This window comes from Dialister micraerophilus (assembly GCF_947090205.1).
Lineage (GTDB): Bacteria > Bacillota > Negativicutes > Veillonellales > Dialisteraceae > Dialister > Dialister micraerophilus.
On the sequence record NZ_CAMUNF010000009.1, the window covers coordinates 1 to 26,342 of the forward strand.

Here is a 26,342-nt window from a genome sequence, read left to right on the forward strand (position 1 = left end):
TTCCGTCTTACCGCTTACTTCTGCCAAACCTTCGCCGACAAATTTCACGGTTTGTGCATTGGTCACGGTGGCATGATAATTACCGCCGTCAGCTACCACAAAGCCTACCCGTTTCAAATCGTCTACGGTTGCTACGGTACCTGATTTCGCATTCGCCAAATCTGCCAAGCCGTTAGTCGGATCATTTGGTTTATCAATGGCACTTGTTGCCGGAGCTACATTGGTGAGCTGTGTCGTTTTACCTTTTTCACCTACCTGAATACCTGCCGGTTCCACTGCCTGTGCACCCTGTGTAGGCTGTCCGTCTTCGCCTACCTTATCTTTCGGATAATATTTACCGTCTTTTGCTTTAACAAGCGGATTTCCGTCTTTATCTACATACTGTGTCGGAGCGTTTCCGGCTTTATCGTTAATGCTCTTTACGGCATCAGCCACTTTCTTGTCATCGACTTTAACCGTAATAACTCTCTTTTCGCCTTCCGTCTTACCGCTTACTTCTGCCAAGCCTTCGCCTTTAAAGTTGACTTCTTGAGCATGTTGTACTTTTTCGGAATAATTATCTCCGGCACTGACAACAAATCCCAATTTCTTCAAATCGTCCACGGTTGCTACCGTTCCGGGTACGGCATGTTCCAAATCTGCCAGTCCTTTGGTCGGTCCGTCTGCCGTGATGTCATTCGTTCCAGGTTTTACATTAGTGAGCTGCATGGGCTTATCTTTTTCACCCAAGCGTACACCTGCCGGATCGACCGCTCCGCCGTCTTTATCCGGTGTACCGTCTGCTTTCGGTTTGTAATACTTACCGTCATCACCCTTTACAAGCGGATTGCCGTCTTTATCCACATACGTTGTCGGTGCGGCTCCCTTCTTCGCATTTTCTGCATTAACCGCTTTGGCAATCTCTTCTTTATTTACCTTAACAGTTACTTTGCTTACACCGTCTTTAGATTCGGTAATGACTTTTGCCAAATCTTCACCGGCAAATTCTACCGTATCGGCATGTTTTACCTGTGCAACAACATCAGTTGTTCCATCTTCCGCTTTACCTTTAATGACAAATCCCAATTTCTTCAGATCTGCCACTGTTGCTACAGTACCATCTTTCGCCTTCGCTAAATCTGCCAATCCGTTTGTCGGGTCATTTGGTTTATTAATAGCTTCCGTTGCCGGTGCTACATTGGTAAGCTGGATCGGTTTATCTTTTTCACCCAAACGTACGCCTGCCGGTTTCTGTTCTCCTGCCGCTGTATTCGGAGTTCCGTCCGGATTCGGTTTGTAGTACTTACCGTCATCACCTTTTACAAGCGGATTTCCGTTCTCGTCTACATACGTTGTCGGAGCGGATCCCTTCTTAGCACCGTCCGCATTGATGGCCTTTGCCACTTCGTCTTTATCTACTTTAACAGTAAATGTGCGAATATCACCCTTTGTTTCACCGGTTACCGTTGCCAAGCCGTCGCCGACAAATTTCACGGTTTGTGCATTTGCCACGGTGGCATGATAATTCGCTCCGTCAGCAACTACGAATCCCATTTTTTTCAAATCATCCACGGTCGCTACCGTTCCGGATACGGCATTTGCCAAATCTGCCAGTCCTTTTGTCGGGCCTTCTGCTGTGATGTCATTCGTTCCCGGTTTGACATTCGTAAGCTGAGTGGGCGTATCTTTTTCTCCTAAGCGTACACCTGCCGGATCGGTCGTGTCGTTATCGAGTGTACCGTCATCTTTTACTTTGTGATAATTACCGTCATTGCCTTTTACAAGCGGATTACCATCTTTATCTACATACGTAGTCGGCGCAGTCCCTTTTTGCGCATTGGCGGCATTTACAGCCTGTGTAACATCATCTTTATTTACTTTAACGGTCACTTTGTGCTTACCGTCTTTAGATTCGGTAATAACTTTGGCCAAATCTTCACCGGCAAATTCTACCGTATTGGCATGTTTTACCTGTCCGGTGACATCACTGTCATCATCAGCTTTACCCTTGATGACAAAGCCCAAATTGTGCAAATCTTCTACAGTTGCTACATTACCTCTCTGACTGTCTTTACTCAAATCAGCCAGTCCGTCTGTCGGATCACCGGTTTTATTAATCACATCGGCACCGTGTTTAACATTGCTCAAAACGGTCGGATGAGATTCCACATCCGCCATACGAGCTGCCGGCTCTACAGACGGTTTACTCGTATCCGGTGTATCATCTGTAGGACTGACAGGATAATAATATTTCCCGTCCTTAGCTCTAACCAACGGCTTATTATCGGCATCTACATAACGAATCTGTGTAAATCCGTTATTGAGGAATTCCTGTTCAACTGCTTTTCCCGTTTCTTTACGGTCAACGGTCACCGTAATTTTTCTCGGATCTTCGCCTTTACCGGCACCGGTGACTTTCGCCAAATCATTACCAAAGAAAGAAACTTTGCGATTATGAATAACCGCTTCGGAATAATTATCTTTCGGAACACTTAAAATCCAGCCGATTTTACTGATATCATCGACATTTACACCGGTCGTTTTCGGAATGTTGGATAAATCGGCAAGACCGTCCGGTGTTAACTGTGTAACGGCACCGTTCACATTGGCCAGTTGCAATCCCGGTCGTTTACTTGTAATAGCCGCCGGTGTTTCCTCCTTCGTTTCATCCAAAGAACCGTCCGGATTTACCTTAAAGAACTTACCGCCTTTTTGCTGTAATTTTTCACCTTTATCATTCAAATAAACAAGCTCGCCTATTTTCTTTTCCAGATTGTCACGTTCCTTTTTAGCCGCATTCATACGTTTGACTAATTCACCGGCCGTAATCAATCCGTCTTCATTATTTTTCGTTGTATAGGTACCGTCTTGATTGCTGACCAATTCCGTGGTTTTGGCTTTAAGGGTAATACGCGGCCCTTCTTTATCTTGTGAAAGTTCTGTACTAAGGTATGATTGTCCGGAAATTTTCAAACGTGAATTATCTAACAAAAAGTCGCTAAAAGCCTTCGGTGTTCCTGCACCGGCAGAATCCGCTTCAATCATCATATTTACGTTTCTGAGCTGTGCCACGTTAACGGCATCCGTATCATTCGTACCGGCTGCGACATTGACAATCTGACGCGTAATTGCATCCACTGCATCCGGAGTACTTCCCTTTTTACCGATAGACAACGCACCGGCATTAGCCTTTAACGCAGGTCCTTTCAAGCCTTCATACACATGTGTACGGAATCCTTTTTCAATATCCGTTTCTGTTGCCTTTGGTACTTCCCAAGCAGACGGAGTCACCTTCACTTCATAATTTTCAATCAAATCCGCCGCTCCGTCTTTCAGCTTCAGCTGTATAGAACCGGCTTCTTTGGACTTATCAATAGTTGCCGAATTGTAACCGTAGAAATATCCCGCCATGTCGGATCCTCTGTCGGCTTCCGCTAAAGAACCCAATGCAACGCTGTCAGCATTGTTGGCGACCGTACCGTAACCGATAGCCGTTATACGGTGTATATCGCCACCGGGATATGCATTTGCACGACTACCCAAAGCAATCGTCCCGATACCCTTAGCAGAACTGCCCATACCGATAGCCACCGCCCCATTACTGTCGTGACCTCTCTGCGTTCCTACGGAAGCCCCGGCACCGAGGGCGACAGCACCGAAAGAGTTCGGTTCAATACGAGCCAGCACCCCTACGGCCGTTCCCATTTGTGTCATCATTACATGCGCTTTCGTACCGATAGCCACACTAGCTTCACCGGCATATGTCGTTCCTTCATTATAATTCCCAGGATTATTGTCCACAGGTCTATATCCGGACAACTTTCTGAAAATACCGTCTTTGGTTAAATACATCGCATAAAAGGAGTCATTATCCTTATCATCTCCAAACGTATTACCGCCCATGACGATACTGTATCTACCCGCTATGGAATTGGAACCGATGGCAACGGCCTGATCTCCGATAGCACGACTTTGATGTCCGAGGGCCACCTGATCCGTGCCGCTGTCCCGTACAACATCATAAAGTTTCAAATCCCCATCGCCTTTTGCGGCGGCATTAATATCCCCTTCGCCATAAAAACGATCGGAAATAGGTTTTTTATCTCCTGCCTTTATTTTTGTCATTTGTGCACGGGAATATATACGACTGGCCCAGAAGTTCGCCGTACTGGTAAAGTCCAAATAAGTACCTTCACCCCCGGCAAGAAGATATGCTATGTTACTGGCCCCTGCCAAGGCGTTGGTACCGATGGCTACGGCATTCTTATTGAATACAGGATTATTCGGATCATCGCCGCCTAAAGGATACGTTACTTTTGCCCCGGGATTCCCTATATTTCCGGGACGACTATAGGCGGCACGCGCCATTCTGCCAATCGTAATGGAATTGAGTCCGGACTGCGTGTCACGACCGATGGCGATTCCGGATATACCGCGAGCATACGAATCACGGCCGAAAGAAATACCGTCATTTTGAAGTGCATTCCCCAGAATCGCTATACCGCCGTCTATCATCGCATTTGCACCGGCTCCGATAGCTACCGTACGATATTGCACCGCATGTGCATTTCTGCCTATAGCTACAGCACCGTATTGTTCAGCATTTGCTTTTGCCGGAGTTTCACCATTTTTTACCACATCATTATCTACTGCGGTACCGTCTCCGATTCCCTTTTTCACATAGTTGGCCTCTACCTGTTTCATTACTTCCTTCACAATATTTTCTTCGGAAGGGGTCAATGCAGAAACAAAACCCGTACCTGCGGAAACTCCCATCACGAATGCCAACACCGATGCTGTCAGCTTTTTCTTTCCGCCGCAAGCATTGGCAAATTCGGAAACGACAATATATGTTCGTTTCGACTTACTCCAAATAATTTTGAAAATTCGATTCATTAATTATCCTCCTTATCTATAAAATAAACATAATATTGCATTTTCTACGAAAAAATTAAATTTACAGAAAGACATACTCGCTATTATTTTACATTATTTATTTAGATAAATAAATGATAAATAGCAATTTAAAAATCCTATTATTTAGACTTTATCATAATTCCTTTCAAAATAAACAACATTTTAAATTTAATAAAACTGCATGACTCATAAGAAAACAAGCTATATTCAAAAGTTTCTATTTTATAAAATATTCGTTATAAGTACTGACAAATACTATAAATATTAAAAATTTTTATAGCAAATTATAAAAGTGTACAAAATTTTATTTTTCCCCCCTAAATTCTTGCTTGATACTCAGCAACCGTCCTATTTTATTCCTTTATAATTTCAACAAAAATGATTGTACCGTTTTATTTCAAACACATTTATTGCAAAAATCACAAACAAAAAAGATACGATTTTCATCAACCGTATCTGTAAATCAAACTTGAGTAAAAATATCCTTTATACATATAAATTTATCGTCAAACCGATTTAAACTTTTTTTGGGACAACAATGAAATCACAAGCCCTATGGCAAATACCCCGAAAGCGGCAATCACAATTGACATAATCCCATGATTATCCAATAAATATCCTGCACCTGAAGAACCTGCCATAATAGCAAAATTAAATGAAGTCGACTGTATGGAATTGGCAACGGCAACACCTTCCTTCACTTGTCGTGCCGTTGCAGTCTGATATACACTGCTTAACGATCCGAATGTAATTCCCCACAACACAAATGCCAAATGAATGCACACGATTTCATGGCATAGATAAAAAAGAGCCATGGTACCGGCACCCAACAAGTACACGGATATCATCAGAATCGACAAATATTTATCAATAAATTTCATCGTCAAAAATACTGAAATAACCGATCCTATACCAAAAAACATTTGAGCGATTTCAATATCGGGATAAAAGCGATTACTCACTAAATTTGTAATAAATGTATATAACCCGTAGTTCGATCCCACTCCGAGAAAAGTCAATACAATCACAACTATAATTCCTGAATTTTTAAGCATGGTAAAAGGAGAATTACGCTTTGACAATTTTTCCCCTGACATTTCCGGCAGCTTCATATGGCAAAAAACACCTATTATGAACAAAGAAATTCCCAATATAAAAAACGACACACGATACCCGAAATAATTACCTACCCAAGTCATAAAAGGAATTCCTACCGACATACCCACGGTAATACCGGACATAATTATCGTGACCGCTTTTCCCTGATCGTCTATATCCACAAGCTGCATTCCATATGCCGTTATCATCGGCCAAAGAGTCCCGGCACAAATACCTCCAAGCAATCTTCCGACTATTGCAGTTTCAAAGGAAGGTGCCAAACTCACAATAATATTTGATATGGAAAAACCTGTCAAAAGCAAAAATAAAAGTTTTTTACGGCTCCATGAAATGGTGGCGGACACCAGGTATATACCGAAAATGGCAGATGACACGGCATATATTCCTACCAAAATTCCCGCTTTGGAGTCGGATATACCGTACATCTTACCCATTTGAGGTAAAACACCCGAAGGCATCAGCTCGCATAGTATCGCCATTAACGTGATGCTTGCCATAAGAATAAGCAACGGCAAATTTTTCTTCGTATTTCTTAACTCGTTCATCTCATCACCTACATTATATGCTTTACAAATATAATTATAACAAAAAAATAAGACGAATTTTACAAACCCGTCCTTCTATACAATGTTAATACATATTATACTGCATTTCATGTGCATTTATGACGAAGTCCATACTTCAATACTCTCTCGAAAAACACATTGCCTGCAACCACATCCGATACTATCATATTGATTACTTTTCTCAAGGCTTTACACAAACAAATCATTTGTAATTTTATTTTTTATAATTCACCGCATGCAAAAAACGCTTTCAATACCGTAAATCCGTTAATTGAAAGCGTTTTTAATTGTACTAAATATAAACAGATATCGTAATTACAAGCTTACTCCCATTCGATTGTGGACGGGGGTTTTGAGGTGATGTCGTAGACTATTCTGTTTACACCTTTAACTTCATTGCAAATTCTTCTGCTCATTTCGTCTAAAACGTCCCATGAGAAACGATAGTAGTCGGCTGTCATTCCGTCCGAGCTTGTTACCGCTCTGATACCTACAGTGTAGTCGTATGTTCTTTCATCGCCTTGTACTCCTACACTTCGTATTGCGGCGGGAAGGACTGCGAAGGATTGCCAAATTTCTTTTTCAAGTCCTCTTTTCTTGATTATATCTCTAACGATGTAATCCGCTTTTCTTAATATTTCAAGTCTTTCTTCGGTTATGTCTCCTACAATTCTTATTGCAAGTCCCGGGCCCGGGAACGGTTGTCTGTTGACAATTTCTTCCGGCATACCGAGTTGTCTTCCGAGTTCTCTTACTTCGTCTTTAAAGAGTTCACGAAGCGGTTCGATAAGTTTGAATTTCATGTCTTTCGGAAGTCCGCCTACATTGTGGTGACTCTTTATTGTCGCTGCAGTTGCGGTTCCGCTTTCAACTACGTCAGGATAGAGTGTTCCTTGTACCAAAAACTTTACGTCTTTTATTTTGTCCGCTTCTCTTTGGAATGTATTTATAAATTCAGCACCGATGATTTTACGTTTTTTCTCCGGTTCCGTAACTCCGTCCAAGAGTTCCATAAAGTGTTTCGATGCATCAATATGAACGAGTTTCATATTGAATTTGTTTTTAAATGTTTCTACTACTTGCTTTGCTTCTCCCAGTCGCATGAATCCGTGATCTACAAACACACATGTAAGTTGTTCTCCGATTGCACGATGTACGAGTACTGCCGCTACCGATGAGTCCACTCCGCCCGAGAGTGCGCAGATGACTTTATTTTTTCCTACTTTTTCTCTTATTTCTTTTACTGCTATATCTATGTAGTTGCCCATGGACCATCCGCCTTTGCATTCGCAAATGTGGAAGAGGAATTGTTCGAGCATTTTCATTCCTTCGGGTGTATGCACTACTTCAGGATGAAATTGAACTCCGTACAGTCTTCTTGCTTCGTCTGACATTGCCGCCGTAGGTGTCAAGTCCGTGTGTCCGGAAAGTCCGAATCCTGCCGGCATTTCAGATACGGAGTCGCCATGACTCATCCATACTGCGGTTTTCTTTGATACGCCTTCAAAAAGCGGACAGCTTCCGTCTCTATAGAAGTCGGTATGTCCGTATTCTCTTTTTTCCGGTTTCTGTACTTTTCCTCCCAATGTTTGTGCCATGAGCTGCATTCCGTAGCAAATACCGAATACCGGTATTCCTGAATGGAATATTTTTTCGTCAATTTTCGGTGCATTTTCTTGATTTACGCTTGAAGGTCCTCCGGATAAAATAATTCCTTTGGGAGCGGATTTAAGTATTTCTTCAGCCGTTTTTGTATAAGGAAGTATTTCACAGTATACTCCGCATTCACGCACTCTTCTTGCAATGAGTTGTGCGTATTGACCTCCGAAATCGACAATTACAATCATTTCCTGATGTTTCATGAATTTCCTCCGTTTTGTACTTTTTCCAATATTATATCATATTTCATTTTTACTTTTATGCTTTTCATATTGTTTTTAAAAGTGGTATAATATTTTTATATTTTTTTATATTTTATCTTATTATAACAGGATGGTAGGATGGTAGTATGGAACAAAAGCAAAATTTACAACGAAATTTAAAAAGTCGTCATGTTGAGATGATTGCTCTCGGTTGTGCAATCGGTACCGGTTTGTTTTACGGTGCTTCTTCAACAATTCAATTGGCAGGCCCTGCAGTTTCATTGGCTTATGCCATAGGTGGTATTTTTATTTACTTTGTAATAAGAGCTTTGGGAGAAATGTCTGTCTATCGTCCTGTGTCGGGTTCATTTCCGGATTATGCTCAATTGTATTGGAGTCCGATTGCCGGTTTTATAGCCGGTTGGAATTATTGGTTTTTGCATGTTGCGGTTTCTATGGCGGAACTCTCGGTTATAGGATTGTATGTCCATCATTGGTTTCCGGATATACCTTCGTGGATTTCCACATTGACAATGTTTTTGATTGTCAATATTATAAATTTACTCAGTGTAAAAATTTTCGGAGAACTTGAGTTTTGGGGATCTTTTATAAAAGTTTCCGCTCTTGCTTTGATGATAATTTTCGGTTTATTTATGATTGTAACTGGAATAGGTACCGAATCGTCTACACCTATCGGTTTGCATAATTTATGGCAGCATGGCGGATTTTTCGCTACCGGTTGGAAAGGCTTGATTCAATCGCTCGTGGTTGTAACTTTCTCTTTCGGAGGTACCGAACTTATAGGTGTTGCTGCCGGTGAAGCTCAAAATCCCGAAAAAACTATACCGAAATCGGTAAATATGACTCTCGGTCGTATTTTGATTTTTTACATCGGTGCGGTTTTCGTTCTTGTTACTTTGTATCCTTGGAATGAGGTCGGAGTAAACGGAAGTCCTTTTGTGGAAATTTTTTCAAAATTAGGTATTTCCATAGCTTCAGATTTATTGAATATTGTCGTAATTATTGCAGCTTTATCCGCTTATAACAGTTGTTTATTTGCAAATGCACGTCTGCTTCACAGTATGGCTTTGCATGGTAATGCTCCCAAGTTTCTTGCTGCAACTTCAAAACACGGTGTTCCGTGGAAGGGTGTTTTTTTCAGTTCGTTTTTCGTAAGTTTGGTTGTTTTCCTTTGTTACATTCTTCCGCACGAAGCTTTTACTTATATAATGAGTATCGTTACGGTTGCCGTTATTACAAGTTGGATTTTAATAATTTTAACGCATTTCAAGTTTCGTAAATTTTTGGGTGCTGAAGGCGTGAAAAATTTATCTTACAAAACAATTTTCTATCCTTACGCAAATATCCTTACTTTAGGTTATTTCGCACTGGTTATATTTGTTATGATTTCAATGCCGGAATTCCGTATTGCAGTTTGTTTGGCACCGATTTGGTTGGCTATTATTTATATAGGTTACCGTTTCACGGTAAAGAATAAATTAAATAAATAACAATCGCATATAAAACTATAATAAATGTCGGAGTAGGGAAATATCCTTACTCCGCTTTTTACTTGAAAATTGCCTTATAAAACAAAAACACCGTGAATCTGCTTATTACGCAAAATTCATGGTGTTTTTCGTCATTCGATAAATGAAATGCAAAAGAATATGCAATTCAATAATTTATTCTTCAAAAACAACAACCGGTTTAATCAAATCTTTCGGTTTGTCTTTCATAATTTGAACAGCTTTCGGAACTTCTTGCCAACCGTGGAATACATGTGTCGCAAGCAAACTTACATCAAGCTTTCCGCTTGCAACAAGAGCACCGAGTTTTTCCATACGCAAACGTCCTCCGGGCATCAGTCCTCCGTTGATGGATTTATGTCCCATACCTACACCCCATTCAATTCTCGGTATCTTTATATAATCTCCTTCACCCAAGTAATTTACGGAACCTATATGTCCGCCCGGTTTCACAACTCTTACGGCAGAAGCAAATGTGTCAACTGTACCTCCGGCAATAATTACGCAATCAACGCCTTTACCTGAAGTAAGTTTCATTACCTGTTCTTCTATTGAACCGTTTTTGTAATTGACAATATCGTCGGCTCCGTATTTCTTTGCAACTTCCACACATACCGGACGACTGCCTACGGCAATAATACGTGAAGCCCCTCTCAGTCTTGCACCGGCAACCGACATCAGACCTACCGGTCCTATTCCTATTACAAGAACTACGTCACCGAATTTTACATCGGCGAGTTCAACACCGTGGAAACCTGTAGGAACCATATCAGACAACATACAAGCATCTACGACATTTATTTCTTTAGGAAGCTTTGCCAAATTTCCGTCAGCATCATTTACATGAAAAAATTCAGAAAATACTCCGTCTTTTATATTTGAAAATTTCCAACCTGCAAGCATTCCGCCTGAGTGCATTGAATAACCGGCCTGAGCTTCAAGGGAATTCCATTCCGGAGTAATTGCCGGAACCAAAACACGATCTCCGGCTTTGAAATCTTTAACAAGTTCACCCACTTCTACAACTTCGGCACAACATTCATGTCCCAAAATCATATCCGTTCTTTCACCTACGGCACCTTCCCATACAGTATGTACATCCGATGTGCATATAGCTATTGCCAACGGTTTACAAATTGCATCCATAGGTCCGCAAACAGGACGATCTTTTTCTACCCAACCTACTTCTCCGATTTTTTTCATTGCAAAGCCTTTCATATACATGCCTCCACTCCTCATTCTCAACAATTAATAAGTATACTCTTATTATATAAACATTTGCAAAAAATCACAAATAGAGCGTATTGAAAGCACTTTTATAAATACTGTTTTCTGCAAAACTTATGAGTTATTCTCATTTATTATTTTAACTGTTAATCATACATGCAAAAACTATAACTTTTTACATACAAAAAATTCTCGGAATTTTCAAAAGTTTCAACAAATTCCACCGCAAAAATTTTATTATCCGACTTTACATCGGCTACAGCAAAAGTATTTTAAAAAAACATAATTCTTTCGAAACGTTGGTTTCTATAACGATAAAAGGAGACAGTTTTTTCACTATCTCCTTTTTTGCTTATGCTTCTTTCAAAAATTCAGTTTTATCAAGCAGTAAATTATTGATTGCTTCATGAATTCTTTTTGCTACATACGGATTATTCATTGTATAAAGGTGAATTCCGTCCACTCCTTGTGTTATGAGATCTGCTATTTGATCTATTGCATAAGCTATACCGGCATCTCTCATCGCTATTTTATTGTGTTCGTACCGATTCATCATTTTAAGAAATTTTTTCGGAGTTTCAACTTTACAAAAACTCGTCATTTTTTCGATTTGTCTTTTATTTACTACCGGCATTATTCCTGCTTCAATAGGTACGTTTATATCTGCAAGCTCACATCTTTCTTTGAATGCGTAGAAGTAATCGTTGTCGAGAAATAATTGTGTTATAAGTTGATTTGCTCCGGCATCTACTTTTATCTTTAAATTCTTTACATCTTCAACTATATTTTTGGAGTCGGAGTGTTTTTCCGGATAACATGCGGCAATTATATTGAAATCACCATGTTCTTTTATAAATGTTATCAAGTCCGAAGCATACTTGAAATCTCCCTTTCGATATCCGTCTTCCGGTTTGTCACCTCTTAGCGCCAAAATATTATTTATTCCGAGTTTTCGAAGTTCTTCCAATTTCAGAAGTACTTCTTCTTTTTTCAGTTCCAAACAGGGAAGGTGCGTTATCGATTCTATTCCGTAGGATTTAATAAGAGATGCAATTTTAAATGTATCGGTATTGTTTCTCGCTCCTATAGCTCCATATGTCACACTTATAAAATCGGGATTTAATTTTTTTAATTCTTTTATCGTTTCGCAGACTGAATCTATTCCGGCATTTTTTCTGGGAGGAAATACTTCATAAGAAAATACTTGCTTTCTATTAAATATTTCCCTTAAACTCATCTCTGATTTCCTTTACTGCCTTGACTACATTTATCAAGCTTTCTCTTACTTCTTTTTCTCCCCTTGTTTTCAGTCCGCAATCAGGATTTATCCATAATTTTTCTTTTTTTACTTTTTTCAGTATTCTTCTTATTTGTGTTTTTATTTCTTCTTCAGAAGGAATTCTCGGTGAATGTATATCGTATACTCCCGGACCAACTTCCGTTTTGAAATTGTTTTCTTTTAAAGAATCCAATATTTTCAAGTCGGATCTTGATGCTTCAAATGAAATTACGTCCGCATCCATATCGTCTATGGCTTTTATAATGTCGGTAAATTCACTGTAACACATATGTGTATGAATTTGAGTTTCTTCTTTTACTCCGGAGTGTACAAGTCTGAATGCCGGAATTGCCCAATCCAGATATTCACCGAACCAGTCGGATTTTCTGAGAGGTAATTTTTCTCTCAAAGCCGCTTCATCTACTTGTATAATATTTATTCCGTTTGCTTCCAAATCGAGTACTTCATCTCGAATGGCAAGTGCAATTTGTAAAGTTTGTTCTTTGACGGTTATGTCTTCTCTCGGAAATGACCAGTTGAGTATCGTTACCGGACCGGTAAGCATACCTTTTACTTCTTTTTCGGTTAATGAGTTTGCATATTTTGACCACGGAACGGTTATTGCCTGTTCTCTTTTTACATCTCCCCACACAATCGGCGGCTTTACACATCTTGTTCCGTATGACTGAACCCATGCATTATTTGTAAATACAAAGCCTTTCAATCTTTGACCGAAATATTCGACCATATCATTTCTTTCGAATTCACCGTGAACTAAAACGTCAAGTCCGATTTTTTCCTGTTCTTCGATGCATTCTTTAATTTTTTCTCTGTTGAATGCAATATATTTTTCTTGTGAAATAAGACCTTTTCTGAAATCTCTTCTGTTTTGTCTTACTTCTTTTGTTTGAGGGAATGAACCTATTGTCGTTGTCGGGAAAAGCGGAAGTTTGAATCTCGCTCTTTGCACTTTTTCTCTTACGGCAAATTCCGGAGTACGAATATAGTCTTTTTCTTTGATATTTGCAACTCTGTCTTTAACTTCTTTCCTGTATGCGTCCGGTCTTTCCGATGCAAATAACTTCTGATTTTCGATAAAGCTTTCTTCTTTTTCATAGTCTTTGCCGAACAAGTTTTTCAATTCTTCAAGTTCGTTCAATTTTTCTTCGGCAAATGCAAAATGTTCTTTGTATTCATCTTTTAATTTATCTTCATGTTTCAATGTGTACGGAACATGCAAGAGTGAAGATGATGTATTCAATACGAATTCTATATTCTTTTCTTTTAAGAAATTAAGTGCTTCCAATGTTTTTTTATAATTGTTGCGCCAAATATATTTTCCGTTGACAAGTCCGGCAAAAAGAATTTTTCCTTCTTTAAATCCGTTCTTTTCTATTAATTCCCTTGTCTTTATTCCTTCGATAAAGTCCAAACCTATTCCGTCAAAATCAAGTTCGATAAGTTTATTGTAAATATCACGAACATCGCCGAAGTAAGTTTGAAGTAAAATTTTCGTATTCTTTTTAGATTTCAAAATTTCTACATATAAATTTTCAAATAATTTTATTTCACTTTCATCTAAATCGTATACGATTTCCGGTTCATCTATTTGTATCCATTTTGCACCGAGTTTGTTCAACTTCACAATTATTTCCGAGTATGCTTCGATAAAATCTTTTATAAAGTCGTTTGCGTTTTTCTTTCCCGTATATCTTATTTTTCTCAAAAGTGTATACGGTCCGATTAAAACCGGTTTTGTATTTATTCCGGCAGTTTTCGCTTCTTGATATTCATCGAAAACTTTAGTGCCGACAAGTTTCACTTCCGTGTTGTCATCAATTTCAGGAACCATGTAGTGATAGTTTGTATTAAACCACTTCTTCATCGCCAATGCTTTTACGTCACCATGCTCACCTTGATATCCTCTTGCCATCGCAAAATATGTATCAAGATTCGAAAGATTTAAATCTTTATATCTTTGTGGAATTATATTAAGTAATGCCGCAGCATCCAATGTAAGATCGTAAAAAGAAAAATCGTTTGACGGTATAAAGTCCAATCCCGATTCTTTTTCGGTTTTCAAATTTTGCAATCTTAATTCTTTTGCCGTTCTTTCCAATTCTTCGCTTGATATTTCTTTTTTGAAATATTTTTCCGTTGCGAATTTCAGTTCTCTCAAACTTCCCACTCTGGGAAATCCTATAATTGATGTTTTCATATGTCTCCTCAGATTTTCAAATAACAATAAAATAAGCTGTAACTTGTGCTATAGTTTATCAAGTTACAGCTTATATGTGTTAATACTTATTTTCTTTCACTCACGATAACTTTTGGTTATGTCTATAAAATTTAATGTATTTTTTCAAATGATTTATATATGAAATACATATTTTTGAAAGCGGTCTGTCTATATTTTTTATATATCCGATTTCCATTATTTCATCGGTTTGCAAAGGTATCGCAACTATTTCGGTTCCGTTCAGATCTGAGGATAATACTCCGGAAGCAATTGTATATCCGTTCAAACCTATCATAAGATTGAAAATTGTCGCTCTGTCCGTTACTATAATATTTTTATTTGAATCTATTATGGGTTGGGGTTCTTCCGCAAAATAAAAAGAGTTTTTTATTCCCTGATCATATAAAAGTCTGGGAAAATTTTTCAAATCGGACAGTTTTACTATTTTTTCTTTCGCCAAAGGATTTTTTCTCGATACAAATATATGCGGTTTGACGGCAAATAATTTTGTAAATTTCAAATCCGCATCTTCAAGCATCTTGAGTATAACTTTTCTGTTGAAATCCGATAAAAACAGTACGCCTATTTCGGATCGTGATGTTCTCACGTCTTCTATTATATTGTTTGTCAAAGTTTCTCTTAAAGAAAATTCATACTTGTTTTCACCGTATTCTTTAACCAATGCCACAAAAGCATTTACTACAAACGCATAGTGGTGACTTGTTATAGAAAACACTCTTCTTTGTTTTTCTTTATTTTTGTACTTGTTTTCCAAAAGATCCGCTTGTTCTACTACTTGTCTGGAGTATGATAAAAAACTCAGTCCTTCTTCAGATAAATAAACTCCTCTGTTGTTTCTGTTAAAAATAGTTATTCCCATTTCTTCTTCTATTTGATTTACAACTTTTGACAGTGAGGGCTGTGAAACCAAAAGTTTATCGGCAGCAGAAGTTATGGAGCCTGCTTCGGCTATGGCAATTATGTATCGTAATTGCTGCAAAGTCATTACATCACCTCTTATTTTCAGATATTATTATGCTTTATTTATAAAATTCAATTGTTATGATAAAAATATTTCTTATTGACAGTTTGTGTCCGAAATAAATTACATAACTTTATTCCCGTTCAATTGTTCCAATGGTTAAAATTATATAATAAACTATTCTATTTCCATCTTCAACTTCATTTCAAATTTTTCCAATCTTTTCATTGACTGCTTCTCGGAAAATTCGACAGTCCGTCCGAATTTGTTACCGCTCCTTATTGCTGCGTATGTATTTCTGTTTGTCAGACATTGTTCAGGCAGGGGATTATTTATGCACATGATAAAAATAATTTAAATAAAAGTTGCATGTAAAAAGCTCTGTGATATACAGATAAATTTAAATTCGATATATTACAGAGCTTTTGTTTTATTTCAATTTTATTAAAGGAAGTTCTTCAAGGAATATAATATCTTTTCTTTTTACCGAGTCTCCTTCTGCAAGTATTGCGGCTTCTCCTACAACGGTTGCACCAGCAGCAGATGCCAATTTCTTCATCGCAGTCATCGAGCCTCCGGTGGAAATGACATCATCTACAAGTAATACGTTTTTACCTTTCAAAAGTTCGGCGTCGGTATCCATAAGGCACAGTATTTGCTTTCCTTTTGTTGTAATGGATTGATCTTCTACCACGAGAGGATTTCTCATGTATAATTTTATACTTTTTCTTGCGACAATGTATCTCTTCATTCCGAGTACTCTTGCCATTTCCGCAACAAGCGGTATTCCTTTTGTTTCCGCAGTCATCAAAATTTCGGTTTCTTTCGGAATTCTTTTCGCAAGTTCACTTGCCGATTTTTCTACAATTTCCGTATCTCCCAATATTATAAATCCTGCTATGGCGATATCTTCCGATATAGGCATTATAGGTAATTTTCTTTTACAACCTGCAACATTAAGTTCATAGTATTTATTAGGCATTTTGTTCTGCACCTCTGTTTAATTATGGATGTGATGTTATTTCTACTTGTACATCATCATGACTTACTATTTCAACTGTGGGGGTTTCGGTGATTGTTACTACAACATCATCCGATTTGGCATTTTTCTTCGCTTCTTTTTCTTTCATGGATTCGAGTTCTTTGTCGGTAAGTACTTGTCCGTGTGTTTTCACACCTGTGATGTCTATTTTATTTTCATATTTTTTGTTTTGTTTACGTTTTGCTTTATTTTTTTTGTTATGTTTTTTATGTTTGATTATATATTCGATTTGTTTAAGAAATATTTCTCTTCTTTCCGAAGACCCGAGTTCTTTACGAATTATCGGTATTGCCTTTTTGAATTTTTTCCCTTGTTTTTCATCTACGGATACCCATTTATTTTTTATTTGAACGGATTCGGTTCCTTTGGTGGGCAATAAAAATTTTACGGGACTTTCTTTTACTATATTTCCGGATTTCATTTCTACGATACAAATTACAACTTCAAGTGCATTTTTTTGTACATCCGTTACTGCCAGTGTTTCTTTATCGGCAATAAAAATTTTACCGTTTTCTTCATAAATGTTATCTTTCTTGTCAAGTATTATAGGTACTTCTTCATATTTCAAAGGGTCTACTGAAGCATGTACGCTAAATGTAGTGCATGTAGCAAGTACGCATATAGCAAGTATGAGTTCAGCTTTTTTCATTTTATATCCCCCTTTATAATCCTTATAGATTATACCATGATTATATCGTCTAAACTACATTTTTATTTTAACGTTTTTTTATAAAAAACTTGACAATTACCTTAAAAATAGTGTATCCTAAACAAGTCAGTTATATGGAGCGGTACTCAAGTGGCTGAAGAGGACGGTTTGCTAAATCGTTAGACGGTTTATCCCGTGCGGGGGTTCGAATCCCCCCCGCTCCGCCATTACCGATAAAGCCTTCGGGCTTTTTTTATTATATTTTCTCATAAAAAAACTTGCACGTTTTGTGCAAGTTTTTTTGTTTTATAATATTGTTTTTCTTAATTCCGCTCCGCCGAGTTGTGAGAGGTATGCCGGCGGTATGTCGAATACCGTTTTACATCCGTATTCATTGTCTTTATACATTCTCACGCATGCTCGTGCATATGCCGCAAGAACTTGTGCGGTAAATTCCGGATTTGAATCCAATTTTACATTGTATTCCACAACTTGTTTGTGTTCTCCGCTTTCGCCTGTTTGTCCGGTACGTATTACAAATCCTCCGTGCGGCAATTCACTGTGATTTTTTATAAATTCTTCTTCGCTGATGAAATGTACGGTTGTATCATATTCATCAAAATAATTCGGCATCGTTTTTATTTCTTTTTCTATTCTTGCAAGATCTGCGCCTTCTTCTGCAACTACAAAGCATTCTCTTGTGTGTTTCTGTCTTGTTGTAAGTTCTTCCTGACTTCCGCTTCTTGCAATTTCCAATGCCTCTTTTACCGGTATTGTATATTGCTTTGCGTCTTTTACGCCTTTAATTCTTCTGATTGCATCGGAGTGTCCCTGGCTTACTCCTTTTCCCCAAAATGTATAGTCCTTACCTTCCGGAAGTATACATCTTCCATAAAGTCTTGACAGTGAGAAAAGTCCGGGATCCCAGCCTACCGAAATGATTGCGGTATGTCCGTTTTCTTTTGCAACTTCGTTTACATGATTGAAATGCTGCGGTATGTGCGCATGTGTATCGAAGCTGTCTATAACATTGAAATATTTCACGTATTCGGCGGTTTGTTTCGGAAGATCGGTTGCTGAGCCTCCGCAAAGTATCAATACATCTATTTTATCTTTCCATTTTTCTATTTCCGATACGTTTACTACGGGTACATTTTTCGTCTTTATTTTTATATTTTCCGGATTTCTTCTTGTAAATATCGCTTTAAGCTGCATGTCCCAGTTGTCACGCAATGCGAGTTCAACACCTTTACCGAGATTACCGTATCCTAAAATTCCTACTCTTATACTCATATTTCCTCCTTATTTATCAGATTTCAAGTACATTATACTCTTTTAAATATGAAATAAAAATTATTTTTTATTTTCCGACATTTTTCTTACGTAAGGCAATGTTTGTGCAAGTTCGCTTGCGGTATATCCTATGCCTTTTTCTTTGAGTAATATATCTCCTGATTTACCATGCATATACACTCCAAATGATGTAGCATATAATGTATTTTCAATTTGGGCATTCATTACCGCAATTATTCCCGAAAGTACATCTCCGCTGCCTCCGCTTGCCATTCCGGCATTTCCTGTCGTATTTACAAATGCATTACCGTTTTCATCGGCCGTTACTGTCGGAAATCCCTTAAGTACAACAGTAACTTTATTTTCTTTTGCATATCTTATCGCTTCGTCTATTCTGTTTCTTTCTATTTCTTTTTTATCTTTTCCCGTAAGTTTTGAAAATTCTCCTACATGGGGTGTAAGTATAAGTTTTGCCTTACATTCGCTTAGATTTATATGTTGATCGGCTATCGCATAGAGTGCATCCGCATCTGCAATTATTTTTCCGTCATGTCGAGTAAGTATTTCTTTCACAAATTTTTGCGTTTCTTCATTTCTTCCTATTCCGCATCCGAGTACAATCGTTTTATAATTCATTGCTTTTTCAAGTGCGGCTTCAATTGATTTTTGTGTGAAATATTCACCGTCTTCAAGTGCCGTTACCATTACTTCTTTTATTTTACCTTTTACACTTCTTGAAACTTTTTCCGCAACATTCAGTGATATTTTACCTGCTCCGGCATACAATGCTCCGGATGCGGCAAGCAGTGATGCACCTTCCATACCATATGATCCGGCATATATTCCTATATGTCCGTTTTTACCTTTATGCGTTATTCTGTTTCGTTTGGGAACAGTTTTTTCCGCTTCGGTTTCGGTAAATATTTTTACCGGATATTTTTCGGTTTCGATGTACGGATATCCTATATCTGCAACTATTGTTTTTCCGCAATATTCTATTCCGGGATAAAGCACATGTCCACGTTTCAATGTCCCCATTGCAATTGTATAATCTGCATTTACACAAACAGGTTTCATTTGTCCGTCCGTACCCGAAAGTCCGCTCGGTATATCAAGAGATATTATTGTGCCTTTGTATTCGTTTATAACTTCTATCAGTTTTATTTTTTCATTGTTGAGTGTTTTTTTCAGTCCGCTTCCGATAAGTGCATCTATGAGTATATCTTTATTGAATAACTGTTCTTTCAGTTCTTTTTCATTGTTTATATATACAAATGGTATATTCATTTCTTCGGCAATTTGTCTATAATGTTTTGATGTTTGTCCTTGTTTTTCCATATGTCCGTTTTCAAGTATGACTACATCCACACAAAGATTTTTTAAATATCTTGCAGCAACGTATCCGTCTCCGCCGTTATTTCCGCTACCGCACAAAACTGCCGCAGATTTATTTTTCAAGTTAATATTTCTTTCTATAATTTGTACCGCTTTGGAACCTGCCGTTTCCATAAGTGTTTCTTCTTTTATTTTCCACTTGTTCATCACTTTGAAGTCCAATTCTTCGGCTTCTCTTGAAGTCAGCAGTATCATTTTTACCTCCCCAATACAACTACCGTTATTGAAAGATTATCTTCATGAGAAATGGACATTGCCATTGTTTTTATTCCCATTTGTGTCGCACGTCTTTTAAATTCTCCTTTTAAATGAAGTACCGGTGCACCCAAATTTGTCCATGTAACGTATGCATCTTGCCAAGTTGCTCCTTGCAATCCTATTCCCAATGCTTTGCCTGCAGCTTCTCTTGCACCCCAAAGGGCGGCATACGATTCGGCTTTCTTTCGGCCTTTTTTTTCACAATGCTCTATTTCTTCCGTAGTAAATATTTTTTTCAATCTTTCCGGATATTTTTCTATTATTTTTTCCCAACGTTTTATTTTCACTAAATCTACACCTATGTACATATTTCCTCCGTTCATTTAATTATATAATATAAAAGCTTTTTTAAATATTCAAACTCAAACTTCGATTTATATTCATTTCTTGCCATAGATGATGAAACATGTTAGAATAACAAGGTATGAATACATCTGACGGGAGGTGAAATAATGGCACAAATCAAGGCTAGTATCAAGAGTATAAGACAAGATATTAAAATTACTGCGGCAAATGCGTCTGTTAAGTCCGAAATTCGTACTGCTGTAAAAAAGGCAATCGCTGCTGCAGGTACTGAACAAGAAACTGAATCTTTACGTTCTGCAATCAGCGTAATCGACAGTGCAGAAAGAAAGGGTATCATTCACAAGAATAATGCCGCTCGTAAAAAATCCCGTCTGAACGCACGTATTAAAGCTCAGAAGGCTTAATTCAGACATAAAACGAAGTCCTTTGTGTCTTCGTTTTTTATTTTGCATTAAAAAAGACTCGTTTTATCAACGAGTCTTTTCTTATAATTGAAATTATTTCAATTCAACTGTAGCGCCTACAGCTTCGAACTTCTTCTTCATTTCTTCAGCTTCTGCCTTAGCTACGCCTGTCTTAACTTCCTTCGGTGCGCCGTCTACGAGGCCCTTAGCGTCTTTCAAGCCGAGTCCTGTAATTTCACGAACAACCTTGATTACCTGAATCTTCTGGGATCCTGCATCTTTGAGGATTACATCGAATTCAGACTTTTCTTCAGCTGCTTCGCCTGCTGCCGGAGCTGCTGCTGCTGCTACTGCTACCGGTGCTGCTGCGGATACGCCGAATTTTTCTTCAATTGCTTTTACCAATTCACTAAGTTCGAGCACGGACATGCTACTAATCGCTTCAAGAATTTCTTCGTTTGTCATTTATTTTTCCTCCAATGGATATTTAAGATTAATAATTAAGCACTTTCTTTCTGTTTACGTACAGCTTCAAGCGCATATGCCAAGTTTTGAATGTTGCCGTTCAATGCACGTGCCAATCCTGTGATAGGAGCTGCCAACGTACCTGCGAGAATGCCAAGCATCTGTTCGCGAGAAGGCAAGTCTGCCAAAGCCTTAATGGCTTCAACGCCAATTACTTTTCCGTCTAAAATTCCGGCTTTGATTTTTATTGCTTCACTCTTTGTTTCTTTCAAAAATTCCTTGATTGCTGCAGCCGGAGCTACTCCGTCTTCTTTTGAATAAGCAATACCGTTAGGTCCCTGTAAGAGATCATCGAGTTCAGTAATACCTAAATTGTTTGCCGCAATACGTGTCAAAGTATTCTTTACAACCTTGTATTCAACGCCGTGTTCAAAGAACTTACGACGCAGTGCCATTGCACTTTTTACGTCAAGCTTGTTGAATGAAATAAGAATTACACCTTCTGAGGATAATTTTTCTTTCATTTCATCTACTATTGCCACTTTTTCCGGATGAATCTTCAATTCATAACTCATTTTACACCTCCTCTGCACTTTTTTTATATTTATCACGTTAGCTAAAACGACCTCACAAAGCTTGCGAGGTCGTGTACTGTCTTTTTTTCAGTACTCAGCCTCGGGAGGCGGGTTTTCACCCATTATAAATACCGCCGGTCTTAAGCTAAGTGTAAATAACTTTATTCAGCTTTCGGTGCTGCCACAGTGTTGAGATCCAAATGAATTCCGGGTCCCATTGTGGAGCTTATTGTAAAGCTCTTAATGTATACACCCTTTACGGATGCAGGACGAGATTTCAATACCGTTTCATAAATTGAACGGAGATTTTCTTTCAATTTTACTTCATCAAATGATGCTTTTCCGATAACTACTTGTACATTACCGGCTTTGTCGGTACGGTATTCTACTTTACCCGCTTTAATTTCTCCGACAGCTTTTGTAATGTCCATTGTAACGGTTCCGACTTTCGGGTTAGGCATCAAACCTTTCGGTCCGAGTACACGTCCCAAACGTCCTACTACAGCCATCATGTCCGGAGTTGCAACCACTACATCGAAGTCGAACCAACCTTTCATAATTTTGTCTGCGTAGTCTTTGCCGCCTACGTAGTCAGCACCTGCAGCTTTGGCTTCTTCTTCTTTCTTGTCTTTTGCGAAAACAAGAACTTTCTTTGTTTTGCCTGTGCCGTGCGGAAGAACTACCGCACCGCGCAACTGCTGGTCTGCGTGTTTTGTATTTACATTCAAGTTAAAAGCTACTTCTACAGTTTCATCAAACTTTGCGGTAGCTGTCTTTTTGAGCAATGCCACAGCTTCATCGAGGTCATAGAGTTTATGACTGTCAACGATGGCTGCTGCCGCTTTTTGCTTCTTTGTCAGTTTTGCCATTGTTTCCTCCTATGTGTAAGTATACTTACACTCACAGTCAATTATTCTACTACTTCGATACCCATGCTGCGTGCTGTACCTTCAATGATACGCATAGCTGCATCTACATCGTTTGCATTCAAGTCAGGCATCTTTGTTTCAGCGATTTCCTTAACTTGAGCTTTGGTTACCTTACCTACCTTCTTGGTATTCGGTTCACCCGATGCAGTTTCAATTCCGGCTGCTTTCTTCAAAAGAACTGATGCCGGAGGAGTTTTACAAATAAATGTAAAGCTTCTGTCTTCATAAACAGTAATTTCTACAGGAATAATAAGACCTGCCTGTTTTGCCGTACGATCGTTAAAGTCTTTAACGAATGCCATAATGTTGACACCGGCCTGACCGAGTGCCGGACCTACCGGCGGTGCAGGGGTCGCCTTTCCTGCAGGAACCTGCAATTTAACAAATTTTGTTGCTTTCTTTGCCATGTGTTACACCTCCTTTTCCTTTTTAGGAATGTGGTTTGCGGGCTGTAACAACCCTCCCACAAAAAAGATTCTTTAATTGAATCTTACAGAGTATATTAACGAAGCAGTTCAAAAAATCCTGCTTCCAACTCTATCTTTGTTGTATTTCCGAATGTACTGATATCTGCTATTACAAGCTTCTTATCATCGGAAACTTCCAAAACGACAGCAGAGTGTTCTGCAAACGGGCCTTGAGTAATACGGATTTTGTCTCCGACTTTTGCCTCGGTTGTAACAGACACTTTTTTATTGTCGCCTGCAATTATTCTTTCGGCTTCCTCATCAGACAACGGAATCGGTTTCGTTGTAGTTCCTACAAATCCGGTAACACCGGGAGTATTTCTTACAACGTACCAACTATGATCATTGACTTCCATTTGTATGAGAAGATAACCGGGGAACACTTTACGGGCAACTACTCGTTTTTCCCCGTCTTTCACTTCTTCTTCATTATGCATAGGCAGCATAATTTGTAAGATAGTGTCGTCCATTCCCATGGAATGCACCTTGCGTGTCAAAGTTTCTTTGACTTTATTTTCATATCCGGAGTATGTATGAATTACATACCAACGGATATCCTTATCGGTACCTTCTTTAGGTTTACCGATTTCGGTAGGTGCATTTACACTTGCTTCAGCGTCTTGCACAGTTTTATTTTTCTTATCTTCAGTACCTGACATATCGGCTCTCCTTTATCCTAAACTACTTATCAAAAACTTGGACAGAGCCATAAATGCGAAGTCTACAACGACAATCAAAAAAGAAACAAGAACAACGGAAACAATAACAGCGATTAAATATTGAATCATTTGCTGTTTTGTAGGCCAAATGACCTTTTTCATTTCCATTTTTGTTCCACGGAAAAATCCGGTCATTGCAGCACTTTTTTCTTCCGATGACGCCATTACCGTTTTACGCTTCGCCATGCTTACACCCCGATCTCATATGAAAAATAAATTACTTTGTTTCTCTATGAAGAGTGTGCTTATTCAAGTACTTGCAGTATTTCATCAATTCCAAACGTTCTGTTGTATTCTTCTTGTTCTTTGTTGTTCTATAGTTACGACGCTTGCTTTCTGTGCATTCGAGAGTAATTCCTCCACGCATTCTTTCCACCTCATTATCTTTACAAACTTCAATCAATACATACTCGATTAGTATAACATGAACTGTTTTTTCAGTCAATAAACAGCATTTAAAAAAAGCCGGTTACTTCCAGCTCATACATTGTAACATATAAAATATTTCATTACAAGTTCTATATATCTGCATTTTTTCAAATATTTGGAGTAATATTTTTATATTACATATATTGCTATTGCAAATCTATCACAAATCTTATTTATTGAATATTTTTCTTTAAATGTTCATCTCATTTTATCTTCTCTCACTTTTTAATTCATTGTAAAATAAATACTTTCAAATTTACATTTTAAATTCAATTGGCAAAATTGTTTTTCTTGAAAGTAGTTCAATTGTTTGCAGTTATATCCATTGCAAATTTTATTTTCCGCAAAATTATTTTGCACAAATTATTTCACATAAAAAAGAGAATCGATTTCTCGATTCTCTTTTGAGTGTTTCTAAGATTATTTTACAATCTTGGATACTACACCTGCTCCTACTGTACGGCCACCTTCACGAATTGCGAAACGCTGTCCTTCTTCGATTGCTACCGGTGTTATAAGTTTAACGGACATTTCAATGTTGTCGCCCGGCATGCACATTTCTGTACCTTCCGGCAATGCAATGTCTCCTGTTACGTCTGTTGTTCTGATGAAGAACTGCGGACGGTATCCGTTGAAGAACGGTGTATGTCTTCCGCCTTCTTCTTTCTTAAGTACGTATACTTGTGCTGTGAATTCTGTGTGCGGATGTACTGTGCCAGGTTTTGCCAATACTTGTCCTCTTACGATGTCGTCACGTTCTACACCACGCATCAATGCTCCGATGTTGTCTCCTGCCAATGCCTGATCCAATGTCTTTCTGAACATTTCTACGCCTGTGATTACTGTCTGGGTCGGCTTTTCCTGAAGTCCTACGATTTCAGCTGCGTCTCCTACTTTTACTGTACCACGTTCTACACGGCCTGTTGCTACTGTACCACGGCCTGTGATTGTGAATACGTCTTCGACAGGCATAAGGAACGGTTTTTCCGTGTCACGTGCCGGTGTCGGTACGTATTCGTCTACTGCTTTCATCAGTTCACGAATCTTTTCTTCGTCTGCCGGATTTCCGTTCAATGCGCCCAATGCGGATCCTACTATGATCGGCACTTCATCGCCCGGGAAGTCATAGGATGAAAGAAGGTCTCTTACTTCCATTTCTACCAAGTCGATAAGTTCCGGATCGTCTACCTGATCTGCTTTGTTCAAGAATACTACGATTGCCGGTACACCTACCTGTTTTGCCAAGAGGATGTGTTCTCTTGTCTGCGGCATCGGGCCGTCTGCTGCTGATACTACGAGGATTGCTCCGTCCATCTGTGCAGCACCTGTAATCATGTTCTTTACATAGTCTGCGTGGCCTGGGCAGTCTACGTGTGCGTAGTGACGGTTTTCTGTTTCGTATTCTACTGTTGCAGTATTAATTGTAATACCACGTGCTCTTTCTTCCGGTGCTTTGTCGATTGATGCATAGTCCAAGAAGTTTGCTTTACCTTCCAAGGACAATACTTTTGTGATTGCCGCTGTAAGTGTTGTTTTACCATGGTCTACGTGACCGATTGTTCCGATATTTACATGCGGTTTAGTTCTTTCATAATGTGCCTTTGCCATTTCTTTTTCCTCCGTCAAAAAAAAGAATCAATTTCACCACTATTATACATTTTAAAACTGTATTCTACAAGCATTATAGCCGCTATGATTTCATTTTTCCATAT

At 38.6% G+C, this 26,342-nt stretch carries 22 protein-coding genes and 1 tRNA gene; 3 read left to right on the forward strand and 20 right to left on the reverse strand.

The annotated features are described in order from the left end of the window. The 3 genes from P6922_RS05000 to guaA all read right to left on the reverse strand — a co-directional run. On the reverse strand, positions 1–4,875 hold a 4,875-nt coding region (locus P6922_RS05000; RefSeq protein ID WP_276874865.1), incomplete at its 3' end, for an ESPR-type extended signal peptide-containing protein. A gap of 527 nt (positions 4,876–5,402) precedes the next feature. Further along, positions 5,403–6,560 carry an MFS transporter gene (locus P6922_RS05005; protein WP_276874868.1) on the reverse strand — a complete coding sequence of 386 codons (1,158 nt, stop codon included), beginning with the start codon at positions 6,558–6,560 and terminating at the stop codon, positions 5,403–5,405. A 344-nt stretch (positions 6,561–6,904) separates the two neighbouring features. Further along, on the reverse strand, positions 6,905–8,443 hold the full coding sequence (gene guaA / locus P6922_RS05010) for a glutamine-hydrolyzing GMP synthase (RefSeq protein ID WP_276874870.1): 1,539 nt from the start codon (positions 8,441–8,443) through the stop codon (positions 6,905–6,907). A 146-nt stretch (positions 8,444–8,589) separates the two neighbouring features. On the opposite strand from guaA, the gene P6922_RS05015 reads away from it, so the two are divergent. Beyond that, positions 8,590–9,954 (forward strand): amino acid permease, encoded by a 1,365-nt coding sequence (locus P6922_RS05015; RefSeq protein ID WP_276874872.1) that lies wholly within the window; start codon positions 8,590–8,592, stop codon positions 9,952–9,954. Between the two features lie 174 nt (positions 9,955–10,128). On the opposite strand, the gene P6922_RS05020 is transcribed toward P6922_RS05015, so the two are convergent. From P6922_RS05020 to P6922_RS05045, 6 genes are all read right to left on the reverse strand, one after another. Continuing rightward, complete coding sequence (locus P6922_RS05020; RefSeq protein ID WP_276874875.1) at positions 10,129–11,190, reverse strand: NAD(P)-dependent alcohol dehydrogenase; 1,062 nt, start codon at positions 11,188–11,190, stop codon at positions 10,129–10,131. 361 nt (positions 11,191–11,551) lie between these two features. Then, positions 11,552–12,436: a methylenetetrahydrofolate reductase [NAD(P)H] gene (gene metF / locus P6922_RS05025; protein WP_276874876.1), complete on the reverse strand. Its 885-nt coding sequence runs from the start codon at positions 12,434–12,436 to the stop codon at positions 11,552–11,554. Then, on the reverse strand, positions 12,414–14,696 hold the full coding sequence (gene metE, locus P6922_RS05030) for a 5-methyltetrahydropteroyltriglutamate--homocysteine S-methyltransferase (RefSeq protein ID WP_276874879.1): 2,283 nt from the start codon (positions 14,694–14,696) through the stop codon (positions 12,414–12,416). Before metE ends, metF begins: the two co-directional genes overlap by 23 nt. 100 nt (positions 14,697–14,796) lie before the next feature. Next, positions 14,797–15,723, reverse strand: coding sequence for a LysR family transcriptional regulator (locus P6922_RS05035; RefSeq protein WP_007555051.1), 927 nt, complete (start codon positions 15,721–15,723; stop codon positions 14,797–14,799). A gap of 406 nt (positions 15,724–16,129) precedes the next feature. Then, complete coding sequence (locus tag P6922_RS05040) at positions 16,130–16,681, reverse strand: phosphoribosyltransferase family protein (RefSeq protein WP_007555041.1); 552 nt, start codon at positions 16,679–16,681, stop codon at positions 16,130–16,132. A gap of 22 nt (positions 16,682–16,703) precedes the next feature. After that, positions 16,704–17,390 carry a hypothetical protein gene (locus tag P6922_RS05045; RefSeq protein WP_276874881.1) on the reverse strand — a complete coding sequence of 229 codons (687 nt, stop codon included), beginning with the start codon at positions 17,388–17,390 and terminating at the stop codon, positions 16,704–16,706. Between the two features lie 136 nt (positions 17,391–17,526). Between P6922_RS05045 and P6922_RS05050 the strand changes: the two genes are divergently transcribed. Beyond that, positions 17,527–17,617 (forward strand) — tRNA-Ser (locus P6922_RS05050). A gap of 79 nt (positions 17,618–17,696) precedes the next feature. Here P6922_RS05050 and P6922_RS05055 read toward each other — a convergent pair. Genes P6922_RS05055 through acpS form a run of 3 tightly spaced genes read right to left on the reverse strand, consistent with a single transcriptional unit; the run spans position 17,697 to position 20,644 of the window. Continuing rightward, positions 17,697–18,683, reverse strand: coding sequence for a diaminopimelate dehydrogenase (locus tag P6922_RS05055; protein WP_276874883.1), 987 nt, complete (start codon positions 18,681–18,683; stop codon positions 17,697–17,699). 60 nt (positions 18,684–18,743) lie between these two features. Further along, the gene (locus P6922_RS05060) at positions 18,744–20,273 is read right to left on the reverse strand and encodes an NAD(P)H-hydrate dehydratase (RefSeq protein ID WP_276874885.1); all 1,530 of its coding nucleotides are present in this window, start codon (positions 20,271–20,273) and stop codon (positions 18,744–18,746) included. 2 nt (positions 20,274–20,275) lie between these two features. Continuing rightward, a complete protein-coding gene (acpS, locus tag P6922_RS05065; RefSeq protein ID WP_007554716.1) occupies positions 20,276–20,644 on the reverse strand; it encodes a holo-ACP synthase in 369 nt (122 codons plus the stop codon). A gap of 144 nt (positions 20,645–20,788) precedes the next feature. On the opposite strand from acpS, the gene rpsT reads away from it, so the two are divergent. After that, on the forward strand, positions 20,789–21,046 hold the full coding sequence (gene rpsT, locus P6922_RS05070; RefSeq protein ID WP_007554724.1) for a 30S ribosomal protein S20: 258 nt from the start codon (positions 20,789–20,791) through the stop codon (positions 21,044–21,046). A gap of 93 nt (positions 21,047–21,139) precedes the next feature. Here rpsT and rplL read toward each other — a convergent pair whose 3' ends face one another. The 8 genes from rplL to tuf form a co-directional block, all read right to left on the reverse strand. Then, the gene (rplL, locus tag P6922_RS05075; protein ID WP_007554715.1) at positions 21,140–21,511 is read right to left on the reverse strand and encodes a 50S ribosomal protein L7/L12; all 372 of its coding nucleotides are present in this window, start codon (positions 21,509–21,511) and stop codon (positions 21,140–21,142) included. A gap of 35 nt (positions 21,512–21,546) precedes the next feature. Continuing rightward, positions 21,547–22,086: a 50S ribosomal protein L10 gene (rplJ, locus tag P6922_RS05080; protein ID WP_007554718.1), complete on the reverse strand. Its 540-nt coding sequence runs from the start codon at positions 22,084–22,086 to the stop codon at positions 21,547–21,549. A gap of 161 nt (positions 22,087–22,247) precedes the next feature. Then, entirely contained in the window at positions 22,248–22,955 is a 708-nt protein-coding gene (rplA, locus tag P6922_RS05085) for a 50S ribosomal protein L1 (protein WP_007554722.1), read from the reverse strand. Positions 22,956–22,996: 41 nt separating this feature from the next. Further along, entirely contained in the window at positions 22,997–23,422 is a 426-nt protein-coding gene (gene rplK / locus P6922_RS05090; protein ID WP_007554723.1) for a 50S ribosomal protein L11, read from the reverse strand. A gap of 95 nt (positions 23,423–23,517) precedes the next feature. Continuing rightward, positions 23,518–24,141 carry a transcription termination/antitermination protein NusG gene (gene nusG, locus P6922_RS05095; RefSeq protein WP_276874887.1) on the reverse strand — a complete coding sequence of 208 codons (624 nt, stop codon included), beginning with the start codon at positions 24,139–24,141 and terminating at the stop codon, positions 23,518–23,520. 12 nt (positions 24,142–24,153) lie between these two features. Beyond that, entirely contained in the window at positions 24,154–24,387 is a 234-nt protein-coding gene (gene secE / locus P6922_RS05100; protein WP_007554714.1) for a preprotein translocase subunit SecE, read from the reverse strand. A gap of 31 nt (positions 24,388–24,418) precedes the next feature. Further along, positions 24,419–24,568, reverse strand: coding sequence for a 50S ribosomal protein L33 (gene rpmG, locus P6922_RS05105; RefSeq protein ID WP_007554713.1), 150 nt, complete (start codon positions 24,566–24,568; stop codon positions 24,419–24,421). A gap of 482 nt (positions 24,569–25,050) precedes the next feature. Then, complete coding sequence (gene tuf, locus P6922_RS05110; protein WP_276874890.1) at positions 25,051–26,238, reverse strand: elongation factor Tu; 1,188 nt, start codon at positions 26,236–26,238, stop codon at positions 25,051–25,053. Between the last annotated feature and the right edge of the window lie 104 nt (positions 26,239–26,342).

Coding starts and splice junctions, on each gene's coding strand:
- P6922_RS05005 (WP_276874868.1), bottom strand. CDS start 6,560: ATGAACGAGTTAAGAAATACGAAGAAAAATTTGCCGTTGCTTATTCTT.
- guaA (WP_276874870.1), bottom strand. CDS start 8,443: ATGAAACATCAGGAAATGATTGTAATTGTCGATTTCGGAGGTCAATAC.
- P6922_RS05015 (WP_276874872.1), top strand. CDS start 8,590: ATGGAACAAAAGCAAAATTTACAACGAAATTTAAAAAGTCGTCATGTT.
- P6922_RS05020 (WP_276874875.1), bottom strand. CDS start 11,190: ATGAAAGGCTTTGCAATGAAAAAAATCGGAGAAGTAGGTTGGGTAGAA.
- metF (WP_276874876.1), bottom strand. CDS start 12,436: ATGAGTTTAAGGGAAATATTTAATAGAAAGCAAGTATTTTCTTATGAA.
- metE (WP_276874879.1), bottom strand. CDS start 14,696: ATGAAAACATCAATTATAGGATTTCCCAGAGTGGGAAGTTTGAGAGAA.
- P6922_RS05035 (WP_007555051.1), bottom strand. CDS start 15,723: ATGACTTTGCAGCAATTACGATACATAATTGCCATAGCCGAAGCAGGC.
- P6922_RS05040 (WP_007555041.1), bottom strand. CDS start 16,681: ATGCCTAATAAATACTATGAACTTAATGTTGCAGGTTGTAAAAGAAAA.
- P6922_RS05045 (WP_276874881.1), bottom strand. CDS start 17,390: ATGAAAAAAGCTGAACTCATACTTGCTATATGCGTACTTGCTACATGC.
- P6922_RS05055 (WP_276874883.1), bottom strand. CDS start 18,683: ATGAGTATAAGAGTAGGAATTTTAGGATACGGTAATCTCGGTAAAGGT.
- P6922_RS05060 (WP_276874885.1), bottom strand. CDS start 20,273: ATGATACTGCTGACTTCAAGAGAAGCCGAAGAATTGGACTTCAAAGTG.
- acpS (WP_007554716.1), bottom strand. CDS start 20,644: ATGTACATAGGTGTAGATTTAGTGAAAATAAAACGTTGGGAAAAAATA.
- rpsT (WP_007554724.1), top strand. CDS start 20,789: ATGGCACAAATCAAGGCTAGTATCAAGAGTATAAGACAAGATATTAAA.
- rplL (WP_007554715.1), bottom strand. CDS start 21,511: ATGACAAACGAAGAAATTCTTGAAGCGATTAGTAGCATGTCCGTGCTC.
- rplJ (WP_007554718.1), bottom strand. CDS start 22,086: ATGAGTTATGAATTGAAGATTCATCCGGAAAAAGTGGCAATAGTAGAT.
- rplA (WP_007554722.1), bottom strand. CDS start 22,955: ATGGCAAAACTGACAAAGAAGCAAAAAGCGGCAGCAGCCATCGTTGAC.
- rplK (WP_007554723.1), bottom strand. CDS start 23,422: ATGGCAAAGAAAGCAACAAAATTTGTTAAATTGCAGGTTCCTGCAGGA.
- nusG (WP_276874887.1), bottom strand. CDS start 24,141: ATGTCAGGTACTGAAGATAAGAAAAATAAAACTGTGCAAGACGCTGAA.
- secE (WP_007554714.1), bottom strand. CDS start 24,387: ATGGCGAAGCGTAAAACGGTAATGGCGTCATCGGAAGAAAAAAGTGCT.
- rpmG (WP_007554713.1), bottom strand. CDS start 24,568: ATGCGTGGAGGAATTACTCTCGAATGCACAGAAAGCAAGCGTCGTAAC.
- tuf (WP_276874890.1), bottom strand. CDS start 26,238: ATGGCAAAGGCACATTATGAAAGAACTAAACCGCATGTAAATATCGGA.